The organism is Shewanella sp. SR44-3 (assembly GCF_014163735.1).
GTDB lineage: Bacteria > Pseudomonadota > Gammaproteobacteria > Enterobacterales > Shewanellaceae > Shewanella.
Genome location: NZ_JACJDV010000003.1, coordinates 175,417 through 189,168, shown reverse-complemented (window position 1 = coordinate 189,168; position 13,752 = coordinate 175,417). Strand labels below are relative to the sequence as shown.

General features: G+C 45.1%; 11 protein-coding genes. 5 read left to right on the top strand and 6 right to left on the bottom strand.

Annotation, left to right across the window (positions count from 1 at the left end):
• Positions 1-790: 790 nt before the first annotated feature.
• Complete coding sequence (locus H5073_RS03205; protein WP_182676893.1) at positions 791-1,807, bottom strand: hypothetical protein; 1,017 nt, start codon at positions 1,805-1,807, stop codon at positions 791-793.
• Between the two features lie 387 nt (positions 1,808-2,194).
• Between H5073_RS03205 and H5073_RS03200 the strand changes: the two genes are divergently transcribed.
• The 5 genes from H5073_RS03200 to H5073_RS03180 all read left to right on the top strand — a co-directional run bounded on the left by H5073_RS03200 (position 2,195) and on the right by H5073_RS03180 (position 8,278).
• Entirely contained in the window at positions 2,195-3,562 is a 1,368-nt protein-coding gene (locus H5073_RS03200) for a TolC family protein (RefSeq protein ID WP_182676917.1), read from the top strand.
• Between the two features lies 1 nt (position 3,563).
• Entirely contained in the window at positions 3,564-4,535 is a 972-nt protein-coding gene (locus H5073_RS03195) for an HlyD family secretion protein (RefSeq protein WP_182676891.1), read from the top strand.
• Positions 4,536-4,556: 21 nt separating this feature from the next.
• Positions 4,557-5,750, top strand: coding sequence for an ABC transporter permease (locus H5073_RS03190; RefSeq protein ID WP_182676889.1), 1,194 nt, complete (start codon positions 4,557-4,559; stop codon positions 5,748-5,750).
• Complete coding sequence (locus tag H5073_RS03185; RefSeq protein WP_182676887.1) at positions 5,750-6,928, top strand: ABC transporter permease; 1,179 nt, start codon at positions 5,750-5,752, stop codon at positions 6,926-6,928. The genes H5073_RS03190 and H5073_RS03185 overlap by 1 nt, the downstream gene beginning before the upstream one ends.
• A gap of 780 nt (positions 6,929-7,708) precedes the next feature.
• On the top strand, positions 7,709-8,278 hold the full coding sequence (locus tag H5073_RS03180) for a DUF2238 domain-containing protein (RefSeq protein ID WP_220487873.1): 570 nt from the start codon (positions 7,709-7,711) through the stop codon (positions 8,276-8,278).
• 164 nt (positions 8,279-8,442) lie between these two features.
• Here H5073_RS03180 and H5073_RS03175 read toward each other — a convergent pair whose 3' ends face one another.
• From H5073_RS03175 to H5073_RS03155, 5 genes are all read right to left on the bottom strand, one after another.
• Complete coding sequence (locus H5073_RS03175; RefSeq protein ID WP_182676884.1) at positions 8,443-9,231, bottom strand: alpha/beta fold hydrolase; 789 nt, start codon at positions 9,229-9,231, stop codon at positions 8,443-8,445.
• Between the two features lie 83 nt (positions 9,232-9,314).
• Positions 9,315-10,838 (bottom strand): methyl-accepting chemotaxis protein, encoded by a 1,524-nt coding sequence (locus tag H5073_RS03170; protein WP_182676882.1) that lies wholly within the window; start codon positions 10,836-10,838, stop codon positions 9,315-9,317.
• A 59-nt stretch (positions 10,839-10,897) separates the two neighbouring features.
• Positions 10,898-11,461, bottom strand: a complete 564-nt coding sequence (locus tag H5073_RS03165) for a chalcone isomerase family protein (protein ID WP_182676881.1) — start codon at positions 11,459-11,461, stop codon at positions 10,898-10,900.
• A gap of 97 nt (positions 11,462-11,558) precedes the next feature.
• Positions 11,559-12,419, bottom strand: coding sequence for a hypothetical protein (locus H5073_RS03160; protein WP_182676879.1), 861 nt, complete (start codon positions 12,417-12,419; stop codon positions 11,559-11,561).
• Positions 12,420-12,527: 108 nt separating this feature from the next.
• Complete coding sequence (locus tag H5073_RS03155; protein WP_182676877.1) at positions 12,528-13,697, bottom strand: DUF5692 family protein; 1,170 nt, start codon at positions 13,695-13,697, stop codon at positions 12,528-12,530.
• Positions 13,698-13,752 lie beyond the last annotated feature (55 nt).

Here is a 13,752-nt window from a genome sequence, read left to right as displayed (position 1 = left end):
ATGGCTTAGTCCCATTTGATTACATCATGGCTTGCCTTAATGAACTGTGCCAACCAGCACCGGATATAGACAGCCTGTTACCATGGAATTTTAAAAGATAGGTGTAGTTGCCCAGACGCTTACTTTATTCCAACGTATTTCGGCAACTTCGAGGGGGAGTTGGTGCAACCTGTGAGTAGGGTGTTAATTCAAGGCTTGGTATTTTTCAGCCCTTGAGATCTGAAGAACAACACTGAAGTTAAAAAGGCGCACCATGGCAATTTGCGAGACGACCGTCCGACACATGGACGGGTCGGCCGAGCATCCAAGGATGGACTTGCTGCGTGTTGTCGAGTGAATGCCATGGTAAGCCTGTGTGGCAGAGTTTCAGTTAACTTATTTCTGTCCAAATGTGAGGCAGGGCATGTCAATTAGGCCTCCGATGCTAAATATTGTTTTGGTCTTTTAAAGCCCACAGATCCCGCTAATGCTAAAAAGGTGAACCATGGCAATTTGCGGGCCGACCGTCCAACCCATGGCTGCTCTTTGGCATCCATGCCATCGCGGCATTTGTGAGTCCTTTCACATCAGACGGGGCGGCCGAGCTACAGGGACCTTTCTGTTTTAAAAGAGTGCGCGTGTCGATGAGTGAATGCCATGGTTCGGCTATTTCATGGAGCTAAGTTTTTGGTTTTTGGTGATATATACAATTAACACCGCACCTAACACAAATTATCTACAGGCTCCTAAGCGATCCTAATGCCTGTGCTCAGAGCCTCATTCACTGCTTTTTATGATGACTCTTTAGCGCTTAAGCGGCTTTATCTGCAGCTTGCATTTTCATTGCTTCGAGTAATTTTTCGGGGTCTGCTAGGTTTAAATGCACGCAGTGGATCTTTTCTGTGAGTTGCCCTAGTCCGCCAAAATAGTCTTGTGGTTGCTTAAATATCATAGTGATATTGGTGTGTTTTCCTCTGCCGATAATTAGCTCATTCTCTGCTAGGTGTTTGTCTTTAATACCGGGTTCAAGGTGTGCAATATTGGCGATATCTATGGCCATAAAACCCCAAATGGCGTTATTCACCACGAGTTTGTCTCGCAGTAAATATAAGGAGTAATGCTTGGACAATCTATGGTTGGCCACTAGCATCACTAAGCTTAAACTGATAATTGAAGCCACGATAATAGCGGCCAGCTCACTCCAGTTGACCAATAAAAGGTAGCTAGTAACACAGGCTAATAAGCAGGCCGAAAGCATTAAACATAAATGCCAAGCTTTAGCGCTTAATAAGTTAATCGAGGTAATGGCGGTTGGATGATTACGTGAAAATCTAGGAATGGCGTAGTACCAGTTTGTTGGCTCACTGGCGACAAGAAACGCCATGGCTAAGGCTTTTTCATCTTGCTGATTATAGGCTTCTATGGCGGCAACTCTGGGGTCACCTTTCACTTTTCTGACCTTGATTAAGCCGCGAATAATAGTCGCGATGAGGTATAACTCAATCACTAATAACACCCCAATAATGGGGTAGCGCAGCCAGGCAATAAATTCAAAGTAATGGGCGATATCAGCAGGGAAACTTAAGCGGGCCACCAAGCTACTTAGGCTGAAAATAACCAGCATCTTCCACAGTTTTTGCTCGCCAATCTTGATGATGCAATACCAATAAGCCAAAGGTAAGAGCACAAAATAAACGGCAGCAATAATGCCTAAACTCAGCTCGTCAGCATCTGTGGTTAAGGCCTTTGGCGTCCAATGCACCCCAAGAGTGACACTGATAATAGCGAGCAGTAAAAAGAGTATTCGAAATTTAACTTTAGCTCGCATCTAACAGTCCTTGTTTATGGTCGACTTACTTAAGGGATAGAATATTTACCGCATAAGGCTAATGTAAGCAGATTGTTGCTATTAGTAAAGCTGAACGAATGCATCGGCGCTTGCATTGTGACCTTGGCTGGCGGTGACTAAAATGGGGTGTATTTACTGATAGTTAATACTTTTCACTGAGTTAAAGATTGATTTAACACATGGAGCTGTGCCTGCTATGGGAGTATACTTGAAGTCATGTTTAGAGTTTAAGCTCTAAAAAGGATAGGTATGAACTTCTATGATCAAAGCTGCGCCTTATTACGGCGCTGTAATTTAGCCAAAGGGCTTGTTCAAGAGCCGTCACAACAATTGTCGCAGCAGTCACAAGGGCTGTCTAAAAGCTTGATGAGTTTAGCATTTACCTGTGTGTTTGCTCTTGTCAGTCAACCCTTGTTTGCGGATGAGGTAAGCGCTTTATCCTTTGCTAAGGCCTGGCAGCAACTGCAAAAAGTCAGTGATTCACAGCAAGCTCAAGCGGCGCAAGTCGCTCGCGCAAAAGGCCTTGAAGAGGCTGGTGAAGATCTGGGCTGGCCGTCTTTACAGCTTACGAGCAGCTATACCCTACTGGAAAAACCCTTAGGCCTAGAAGTTGCTGATTTAGGCATTGACCCTAAAAGTTTGCCGCCAGCGCTAGGGCAAATGTTAGCGGCGCTGCCGAGTGAATTTGCTTTTTCAGAGCAAGATATCTTTCGCACCAGTTTAAAAGCCATGTGGCCTATTTATACTGGTGGTCAAATTACTGCAGCTCAAGGGATACATAAGGCTGAAGTGAGCGAAAAAATACAGCAGCAAGTCTTAGCGACTCGAGAGTTATTTGTCCTCCTAGTGAATCGCTATTATGGGGTTGCTGTTGCTAAAGCTCTGGTTGAAACTAACCAGACGTTAGTGGATTCTTTAGCCGTGCATTTAGCGCATGCCACTAAGCGTGAGCAGCAAGGGCAGATAGCTAGAGTTGAAGTGCTTAATGCTGAAGTTGCCTACAACAATGGCAAAATCAATTTAGCCAGCGCAGTGCGGCAATGGGAAATGGCCAATATTGCCATGGCGCGAATGTTAAAGCTGCCCTCAGTGAACTTATATTCGACGCTTTTTATGCTCGATGAGCCTCCTTCTTTGCCTTATTTATCCCAGCTCACCATCAAACAGCACCCAGCACTTAAACTGCTTCAGGCCAAAGAGGCTCAAGCCAGCGGCCTGATTGATGTGGAGAAGGGCCGATATAAACCTAAGGTGTTTTTGTACGGCAACTATACCTTGTATGAAGATGACAGCGCGTTATCGCAAATGGAGCCTGATTGGATGGTTGGCGTTGGTCTGACTATGCCGTTAATTAGCCGAGATGGCCGCAGCGGTAAGGTGAGGGCGGCTAAGAGCGCCTTGCTACAAGCCCGTTACACTAAGGCGCAAACTCAGCAAGACTTGAGCTTGTTGCTTGATCAAAACTACCGCCAGCTCTTGCAAGCACAGGAAGAAAGTCAGTCTCTGGATACCAGCTTGGCTTTAGCAACAGAAAACCTACGATTACGAGATATTGCTTTTAATCAGGGCTTATCGACGTCCATAGACAGGGTGGATGCCGAGATCAAACTCAAAGCCGTGCACACCCAGCAGTTAGCTGCCAAATATCGCTATCTACAGGCCTATGCTAGCCTGATGTCGATAAGTGGTCAGCTTGATGAATTTATCAATAATAGCAACAGCTTGGAGAAATAACATGCAAGCTAACCGTATTTTAGCCCCGCTTGCCTTAGGGGTATTAGGCTGTGTCCTTGCTTATGGCCTGCATCTTGCGTTTGCGCCTAAACCTCTATTGTTACAGGGGCAAATTGAAGCTAGGGAATATAATATCTCTTCTAAAGTACCAGGTCGTTTAGAGCAAGTGTTGGTTCGGCGTGGGGATCAAGTAAAAGAAGGCGACTTACTGTTTGCTATCAATAGCCCTGAACTTGATGCCAAATTAATGCAGGCACAGGGTGGCCAAGACGCGGCTCAGGCCATGGTATTAGAGGCTAATAACGGCGCCCGTAAACAACAAGTTATGGCAGCAAAAGATCAATGGCAAAAAGCCAAGGCGGCCAGTGATTTTAGCCATACTACGTTTAAGCGTTTAGAGCAGTTATTTACCGATGGGGTTTTGTCTCGTCAGCAAAGGGATGAAGCTTTTACCCGTTGGCAGGCTGCTAAATACACAGAGCAAGCTGCCTATGCTATGTACCAAATGGCTAATGAAGGTGCCCGTGATGAGACTAAACTTGCCGCCGCTGCAAATCAGCGTAGGGCCCAAGGGGCGGTAGCTGAAGTCAGCGCTATTTTAGCCGACAGCCAAATGTTATCCCCAAAAAATGCCGAGGTTAGTGAAGTATTGCTGCAAGCGGGTGAGCTCGCCCCTAGCGGTTTTCCTGTGGTGAGCTTAATGGATATGCAAGATGCTTGGGCTGTGTTTCAGGTGCGTGAAGATTTGCTATCTGAATTTACCTTAGGACAGCAAGTGCGTCTGACTCTGCCAGCACTTAAACAGAGCTATCCCTTTGAAGTGACTCATATCAGCGTGATGGGCGATTTTGCCACTTGGCGGGCTACCGAAAGCGGTCATGATTTTGATATGCGCACCTTTGAAGTTGAACTGCGTCCCGTAGCCACTATCGATGGGCTACGCGTCGGCATGTCTGCCTTAATTCAATGGTAACTAACTTAGTGGTGATTTATCATGCGCCCACCTCTTAGTGCGTTAGTCGTTCGAGAACTCAAAGCACTATGGCAAGATCCATGGCAGTTGGCTTTGGTGAGTTATTTACCATTGCTAGGTATTTTAATGCTTTGGTGGTTATTCAGCGCGGGTTTGCCACGGGGATTACCTGTGGCTTTAGTCGATCAAGATATGACCCAGCTAAGCCGCAGTTTAGGACGAAATTTAGCGGCAAGCCCAGTGATAACCCCTATTAGCTACCCAGATGTACTTAGTGCTCAACAAGCCATGAGAGAGGCGAAAGTCTATGCCATGGTAGTGCTGCCTTACGGACTTAGAAAAGATTTACTCACAGCTAAGCAGCCTGTGATTGATATACGTTATACAGGGCAATTTTTGCTGGTGGGAAAATTACTGGCAAGCCAAATTCAGCAAAGCTTAGGGGCGCGATTGTCTGAGCTTGCCGGGGTCAAGCAGTTGGCCGCAGGAGTGCCTAAAATTAAGGTGAAAACTCGCCTTAGGCCTGTGACTAGCCAAGTCACGCCTTTGTTTAATATGAACAATAACTATCTAGTGTTTTTATTGCCGCCAGTGTTAATTGCCCTTGGGCAGTTATTGGCCATGTTAGTGTTTGCCAATAGTTTAAGCCGTGAGGTGCGTTTAGGCATGTTAGCCCAATGCTATCGCGCGGGGATTTGGCGGGTCATAGGGGTGAAGTTTTTACTTTACACTCCTTTACTGATCTTACAAGGAAGACTTATTTTAGCCGTTTTATATCAATATCTTGCTTTGCCTTTAGCGGGTAAGTTTGGTCAGTTATTACTAGCGCAATTACTCATGGTATCGGCTGTGTGGTTGATTGTGTTGGCTATTTTCTTTTTGCTCTTAGATGCGACTCGGCTAGTGAGCTTTTGTACGGCTTTATTTGCCCCAGCATTCCCTTTTATGGGAATTACTTTTCCCACTGAGAACATGCCAGTGTTAGCTCAGTGGTGGCGTCAACTCATGCCTTCGAGTCACTATATCGAAACTCATGTGGGTGTCGTTAGTTATGGTCAGAGTTGGTTTAATATGTTGCAGCAAGTGGCCAGTTATTGGGGCTTCTTACTGCTTATCCCATTAATTTTTTATTTAGTGCGGCGTCAAAGAGAAGCCTTAGGCTTATGCAAGGCGGGAAGTTTGAACACTTTGCCTTCGCAGTCAGGAGGCATTTAATGCCGTTTTTGCAGTTAGTCTACTTAGACATTAAACATTTAATCAAAGATAAGGCTATCGCATTAACCTTGTTTGGTGGGGTGATTTTTTATGCTCTGTTATACCCCTTGCCTTATCTTAATCAGGTAGCGACCGAACAGAAAATTGTGTTGGTCGATTTGGATAAATCTAGCTTGAGCCGCACCTTAGCACGCCATGTGGATGCCAGTCCTAAAATAGCATTGTCTGTGTCATTGGACTCTATCACTAGTGCAAAGGAGTGGATAGAAGCCGATAAAGCCCATGGTTTGTTGGTGATCCCTGAGGGATTTCGCCGAGATTTAATCTTAGGTAAAGGTGTCACCTTAAGCTATGGCGGCGATGCTAATTATTTCTTAATTTATTCGGCTATTGCAGAAGGGTTGGTGGCCTCTGGCCTCGATGCCGCTAAAAAAGTGCAGCTGGTGGGTTTGCTTAGTAGCGGGGTTCAGGCCAAGCAGGCAGAATTATCACTAAACCCCGTGACCCTTAATGCTGTGCCTGTGTTTAACCAAGGTTTAGGTTATCTTCCCTATGTGGTGCCCGCAGTATTGTTATTGGTATTGCATCAGACGTTGCTTATTGCCAGTGGTATCTTAGGGGCTGGACAATGGCAGCGTGAAGGTTATTGGCAGCAAGTATCGGCGCTTGAGTTAGTCTGCAGTCGCATAGTGGCACTTTTGTGTATGTATGCTTATTTAACCAGTTTTTATCTAGGCTTCTGCTTCTATGCCTATGATTTAACCTTACAAGGTTCGCCCTTAGCGCTGGGCTTACTTATGTTTGCTTTTCTTTTGGCGACGGCCGCCGCAGGGGTGGCATTTAGCTGCCTGTTTACTCGTAGGGATTTACCGACACAAGTGCTGTTGCTTGTGTCTATGCCGATATTATTTGTCTCAGGCTTTGTGTGGCCATTGGAGCTGATCCCTGCGCCTTTGATTTGGCTATCCCAAGCGATTCCAGCTGTGCCTGCCATGATGGGGCTGCTTAAACTTACCCAAATGGGCGCTGATTGGCACAGTTTGATAGGGCTTTGGCTGCAACTTTGGGGGCTGTTTGTTGTCTTCTTTATGCTGGCGATTATCGGAGTTAACTATCGCCAACACCGTTATCGCCAACACAGGTATCATAAGGAGTTAAGGGATCTTAGCGTTGGCTAAGTGTTAGGGTGAGATGTTAAAGGTGAGTGCTTATTGCCTTGAATTGATTGTTTTCGCCATATAAGGATATTAACCATATTAAGGTTCAAAACAGAGTTAGAGATAAACCAACAGCTTGTATCTTTTCATTACCATGGCCTGAGCGGTAAATTGTTGCTGCATGTAGAGGCTGAATTTGGTAGCAAAGAGTTATTTTCACGCTTTTTGTGGCGGCCATATACACGCTTTGATGTGCAGATCCAGGGAGAAGACTATAAGCTTAAGACTTTGTTATTTCCCATCGTCCGCATGTCCCTGCATAAGCAAGACTCATGCTTGTGCCATGATATTTTTCCTAAGCTGAAACGCTATTCAATTATTCTATTTTGCCTAAGCAGCGCTAAGCGCTTGGCTTTACTGCTAGCGGCATTTTTTAGTTAACTTCAGCTCGGGATAATAAATGCATATCAAACAGTCATTTGCACCGCTAACAGCATTATTCCTTTACACTACATAGGCTAGCTATTGACGCATAAATTCGCCTTGTTATCAGCGCAAAGTTCAAGTTTGAATCTAAAATTGCACTGCAACAGTTTGACTGCTGACTTTGAGCTAGCTCTGGTTGGGGCATCTCAGCTAAACAACTTGCATCAAGTAGCAAAAAATTAAAGCACTCTATGGCTGATTTACTTAGATGAGGCTTAAATTGGTCATTATAAAGGCTTTGGTTAGCGCGGCTTTTAAGATAACCTGCGTTAAAGATATGCTTATTGAGGAGTGTGTAAAATTAATATTATATGGATGATTATCTTTGCTGGAACACTGATTTGGTCTGGCATTAACCCTAAAGATCACTTTACCTGGTTTCTTGAAGTCGTTCCGGCTGTGATTGGTGCGGCATTGTTAATATTTAGCTATAAATCTTTTAGGCTCACTCCGCTACTGTACGGCTTTATTTTACTCCATTGCTTAGTGTTAATGGTGGGGGGGCATTACACCTATGCAGAAGTGCCTTTTTTCGATGGTCTTTTTGGCTCAGAAAGAAATAACTACGACAAAGTGGGGCATTTTTTCCAAGGTTTTGTGCCTGCGTTGTTGGCCAGAGAAATCCTTATTCGTAAAAGTGTGGTGAACAGCAAGGCTTGGCTCAATTACATCATAGTGTCTATTTGTTTAGGTTTTAGTGCCTTTTATGAATTACTCGAATGGTGGGTTGCCCTAGCAACGGGTGAGAATGCCGAGGCCTTCTTAGGCACTCAAGGCTACATTTGGGATACCCAGTCCGATATGGGTCTAGCCTTGTTGGGTGCAATTTGTGCGTTAGTGCTATTGAGTGTTCCTCATGATAGGCAGCTACAAACTGTGGCCTAAGGGTTAATTTAAACCACGATAAGCACTTGCATGAGTGTTGTCGCTGCTAAACCACCAACAGGCGCTTTGCAGTGCCTCTTGGTGGTTGAATACTGATAGCATTGCTTGTCTGGCCATTCAGCATGAGTTTAAAAGCGTTAGCTGACATGTTATTAACCAGATGTTTAATGGCCTAACCACTGTAACATGACCTGATTAAACTTCTCTGGCGCTTCGGCCATGATCCAGTGACGAGTATCGAAAGCGACCACTTCATTACCTGGGATAGACGCCATCTTGTGTTCCCATTCTTTAGAATGGAACATGCCGGGTTTATTCTTGCCATACATAAATAGCAGTGGACAGCTCACAACCAGTGGCAGGTTGCCTAGGGGTTTACCTGTGAGGGTATGACTCCATTTCCAGTAGTAGGAATAGGTCATGGAGGAAGTAATAAGCTTAGGTTCCCCAGGAGCCTTGAGCACTTTAGCCATAAAACGCGTCATGGTGTCACCTAAGCTGCCACCGAGCTTCCAAGCCAGTGCTAGCCACATCTGGTAGCTGAACATAAATAGCTTCACTTTAAGGCTTAATATATGATCGCCAGACCCAGCGTCACCTATATCTACTCCAATGATTTTATTTACTTTTTTATCATTTCTTAGATAAAACTGGTACCCAAAGAAGCAACCCCAGTCGTGCAAGAGTAAAGTGACAGGTTTACCATCACTCACGGCATCGACAACTGAGTTAATCTTGGCGATTATGTCTTCTAGTGAGTACATACGCCTGTCGGAGTCCAGTTCATAGCCCGGCAAGGTAAAGCGAACACAGCGGTATTTATCTTTGAGTACCTCAACTTGGTTATCCCACAATCTGTAGGTGTCGGGCCAACCATGGATCATAACTATCGTTTCTTCACCACGACCTTCTATGATGACGTCCAAATCATCGACTTTGATTATGTTACTCATATACTTGCCTTCCTATTGAATGAACGTGTTAAAGGGTTATACCCATAGCATTAATCTATCCTATGGCTAAGTGCGGATCTGCGTTAAGCCACAGCATTAACATTGAGTGCCGATGCCATTATTGTATGTTGATGACTCTCTTGTTCTACTGACCTAGCTGTACTGTTATTGACGCAGGCGTCTAAGCTTGCTGCGAGCACATTTAAGGCGTTAACTTGCTCTGTGAGTGCAGTTCCTTGGGCGGCAACCGAATCAGAAATATGATGGGTATTGACGACACTGGTGGCCACATGATTACTGGCACAATTGAGCTCATTTAGAGCGAGCACTTGTTGGGACATAATCTCGGCTAAACGGTTAATGTCCCCTACAACTGGATTAATGAGTTCGAGAATGCCTGAGACTTCATCTGCGGTGTGCTGTATCACCTTTTGTCCATGTTGCACTTGCTCCTTACCATTATCTAACAAACTGCGTATTTCAGTGGCAGAGCGGCTGCTTTTAGCGGACAGTTCACGCACTTGATCAGCGACCACTGCAAATCCTCGCCCCATGTCCCCAGCTCTAGCGGCTTCAATGGCAGCATTTAGTGCAAGCAAGTTGGTTTGATCGGCAACCGAAGAGATTAAATCCGCCACAGACATAATTGCTTGGTTACTCTGATGAATTTTTTCAATGGCCTCAGTTGATGCCAATAAAGTGCTGGCGCTGCGATTGGCTCGCTCGCTAATGAGCTGACTGCGATCTTTAAGGCCACTGACAAATTGCTCTGACTGGGCGATATCTTGGGTCATTTGTTGTAGCTGTTGGTTCATTTGCTCGGTGGCACTGGCTTGGGCATCACAGTTAGTATTGAGTGAATTCACTTGGTTATGCAGGGCGTTAGCTTGTAAGGCCAGCGCTCCAGCCACTTGGCTTAATTGACTGGCATTTTCTCCAGCACTGCTAAGTACGCCTGAAAGTTGCAGCTCCCCAGCTAAAGATTTTTCGGCTGTCTGCTGCATTTGTTGCTGAGACTCTTGGGTGAGCTTATGGGCTTTATCTCGTTGAATAGCGGTAAAGCCTTGGGCGATAACAATCACAATAAGGGGCAATAGCACGCCAGCCCAAGTTTCGAGTTTGGCTTGCTCTGGCGTAAGTATTAGCTGTGGCAAGGGAATATCGGCCAGTACACGCATTAACATGGCACTTGTGGCGCCTATGACGATTAAGCTCCAAATAACGGCGTTGATCAGTCTAGTGGTAAGGAAAATCGCTATGATGATCAATGGGATCCAAAAAGCTTGCGCGGATATTGGTCCGCCACTTTGATACACAAGATTTAGCGCATGTAGCACCATGCCTGCCAGACCCAGATTAATCGCCAGCCAAGGACTGCGAAGCCATTTAAGTAATAACCCAGCGCTAATCTGCGCTATGACCACACCAACAGAGGTGTATAGCAAGATTTGATGATCGTACTGGTTCCACTTCATTATGCTGTACAGGCCAGTACAGACTGAGAGTAAGGTGAAAAATAATAGAGTATCGATATTGCGAAGCTCGTCAGTGCTCCAACTGTGGGATTTGGGTAAAAAGGCACCGCGCCAGAGGGTGAAGGGGGTCATGGCTTATCCTTTTCCAGTGAAAAAAGTGAGCAAGTAAGCTTGCTCACTCTGTTGGGGTGTTATTGATCTAACATGGCCTCTTTAAGGTCTTCATCTGTTGGGTCTTCACCAAGCCAAATAGATAGCACGGCTTTTCTGAATACCTCACCTTCGGTCACTGACAATTGTTTATCATTTTTATAATTAATAATGCCTTGGCCTGGAATGCTGACTAAGGTGAATTTGTCGCCAGTTTTGATTGGCTCAGCAAAGGCTGCGATAAAAGCTGATATGCTGCTAGCAATTGGCGCTGTATCGCCATTGGTGGCTAATTTAAAGCCATCATTCATTGCAGTGGTCATTTTTTCAGAAGTGATCATGTCTGAAGTAATGTTAAGTTGGATAACGACAGGGGTTTCACTGTCAACAACAGCCTGAGCATTGTCAGTTTTGGTTAAAGTGAATAATGAACCTACGTACAAATCCATAAAGAATTTACTACGAATGCCTGCACCATTGAGTTGCAATACTTGCTCTTGAACTGTCAATGTATCGGGTAAGGTGACATCGCCCACTTTAGTGTCGGCAAAGGCTGAGCTGCTGCATAAGAGCGCTAGGGCTAAGCATAGAGATTTTTTTATCATGATGAACTCCAATTTCTAGATAAAACACAATTTAGCAAAGACGTTTTATGACAAATCATTTATTGGGAGCCGCCAAGGTGGCAGCTCCCATTGATGATTAGAATGCGTGGTTATATTCCACCCAATAAGTGTCATCAGTGTCGTCACTGTTGTCAGTTTTGTAGTTGAAACGAATGTTTTCACGCTTGTTCATCTGGTAGGCGAAGGTGAATTCACCTTGGAAGCTAGGCATTTGTAAACCGCCGTCTAACACGTCATCTTCCCAAGATTTACCTTGTAGTTCTTGAGTGTAAGACGTGCTTAGTAGCACCCAGTAGTGCTCAGAAATGGTGTAACGGGTGTACACCATACCAGTCATAACGGTTGAGGCTAAATCGATACCACTGCTAGAGACTTTAGTGGCTTCTGCTTGTGCTTTTGGAAGTAATTGAGACATGTTGTCTTCCATTACCACGGCGCCGGCATACAAAATAGGCCATATATACAAGTCTTTGGTGACAGGGATTGTCATCACAGGACCTGCTTGGATCAGCGCAAAGTTACCGTAGAAAGGGTGATCGCCAAACACGGCATCAGCAGACCAGCCTATGCCATTGTTGGTGTTAATTGTGCCGTAGCGGAGACGGAAAGAGCGTTCAATTTTAGTGTCGTTAAAGGTTGGCACTAGGCCATAATTCGGATGAGTGACCATGCCGGTAAATTTAGGGCTGTCGGCATCCTCATTAAAAATATTTTTCGCTTCAAAAATAACACCAGTTTTTTGACCGCTGGTAGCGCTTTTTTCTGACAACATCAACTGACCTTTGATGTTAAAACCTTTGTTACCATAGGATGCGCCTAGCGAGGTGTACACATCTGTTGGGTTAGACATGTCAATTTCGGCTTTTTTCTCTTCGGCAATAGCGCCAGCGGAAATCATTGAAGACAGGATTGCTATGGTAAGTAGTTGTTTTTTCATATGTTACTCCGGACTCTTGTAAATATCATTAATGTGTTTTATTAACGCATGGTCAAGCAGTGGAACGGTGGGCATCAGCAGGGTGAGTGACTGATGCCCTGAGTTAAATTAAGCCAAATTAAGTTTGCGGGTTTGCCATTTTTTACTAAAGAATACATAGGCATAAGCAGCATTAATCACGAAGCTGGCAAGACCTGCCGCTAACATGAGTTCGTCATTACGAGGTAATGGAACAACGTTGCTTTCGTACATAAACGGACAGCTGAAGTAGTACATGAACGAGCCTGCTAAAGTGAAGGCGCGAGCTTGTAACCAAGTCCCTTTTTTAATAAACAGGGCAGGTAGGGTTGCTGCAAGCAGTACCATAGCTTGAGCCGTAGCAGAGCCTGGGAAATTAAGGTATACAAAGACTATGTTCCATACGTCGTAGGCAATGATCCAGAAAGTGGTCATAGCAGGCCAGATCATGTCTTGCTGTTTACTCTTATCGGCGGCAATCATGGCCCAACCAGACAAGGTGATGATGGAGAGCACGCCACCAATAGCATTTAAGATATTGGCCATGTTACCCATACTGAAATCTTGGGTAACCGCTTCGGCAATGTTAATCGCGAGGAAAGCAGCCGCGCCGAACTTAGCCCATTTCATATCACCAATTTTAGTGAAACGTATCAAGGTGAATAGCGCTGCAGCACCAACAACGGAGTAGAGTTTTACCCACTTAAACCAGTAGGTGACACCATAACTTGACCAAAGTGGAATAAGGGCGATGGGCAATAGGAACCACAGTACGTAGTTACTCCATTTGTAGCGGCGACAGATTTCGTTTAATAACATCAAGCCACATAATACAAACAGCACGTGAGTGACTGCGCGGACCATGTGCCATTCGTGGATTTTAAACTTGTCACCGTCGAGACTGAATTGGATCTCACTATCATCGATGAAGGTTAAGCGGGCCCCATCAAAATCGGTAATTTCATTGCCAGGATTACTGGTAATAACTAGCTCACCTAAGTGTTCATGCCATTGCTGCTGTTCAACCTTGTTAAAGCCGCCAGATTGTTTCATGACGTTAACTTGATTGTTTTCGGTGAATTCAAGGCGATATAACAAGCTACCTTCACCTGGTTTACCGTCTCTTGTACCCTGCCAGATTTCCCCTTGAAGCTGCAATGCATCTTCGCTTGGGCCCTCTGCTATGGCTTGTCCTGTGCTGGCTGCCCCAAGGAGCAATAGCAGGGATAAGGCCATGGATTTAAGTGTGATAAATTTCATACGCTTCCTCTCTTAATGTGGACTCTTGCGCTGTGTTGGCGTTGGGCTAGCCTTT

Excerpts from the sequence above, each read along its gene's own strand:
- H5073_RS03185 (WP_182676887.1), top strand. The coding sequence starts at position 5,750 with ATGCCGTTTTTGCAGTTAGTCTACTTAGACATTAAACATTTAATCAAA.
- H5073_RS03205 (WP_182676893.1), bottom strand. The coding sequence starts at position 1,807 with ATGCGAGCTAAAGTTAAATTTCGAATACTCTTTTTACTGCTCGCTATT.
- H5073_RS03170 (WP_182676882.1), bottom strand. The coding sequence starts at position 10,838 with ATGACCCCCTTCACCCTCTGGCGCGGTGCCTTTTTACCCAAATCCCAC.
- H5073_RS03155 (WP_182676877.1), bottom strand. The coding sequence starts at position 13,697 with ATGAAATTTATCACACTTAAATCCATGGCCTTATCCCTGCTATTGCTC.
- H5073_RS03195 (WP_182676891.1), top strand. The coding sequence starts at position 3,564 with ATGCAAGCTAACCGTATTTTAGCCCCGCTTGCCTTAGGGGTATTAGGC.
- H5073_RS03165 (WP_182676881.1), bottom strand. The coding sequence starts at position 11,461 with ATGATAAAAAAATCTCTATGCTTAGCCCTAGCGCTCTTATGCAGCAGC.
- H5073_RS03200 (WP_182676917.1), top strand. The coding sequence starts at position 2,195 with ATGAGTTTAGCATTTACCTGTGTGTTTGCTCTTGTCAGTCAACCCTTG.
- H5073_RS03180 (WP_220487873.1), top strand. The coding sequence starts at position 7,709 with ATGATTATCTTTGCTGGAACACTGATTTGGTCTGGCATTAACCCTAAA.
- H5073_RS03175 (WP_182676884.1), bottom strand. The coding sequence starts at position 9,231 with ATGAGTAACATAATCAAAGTCGATGATTTGGACGTCATCATAGAAGGT.
- H5073_RS03190 (WP_182676889.1), top strand. The coding sequence starts at position 4,557 with ATGCGCCCACCTCTTAGTGCGTTAGTCGTTCGAGAACTCAAAGCACTA.
- H5073_RS03160 (WP_182676879.1), bottom strand. The coding sequence starts at position 12,419 with ATGAAAAAACAACTACTTACCATAGCAATCCTGTCTTCAATGATTTCC.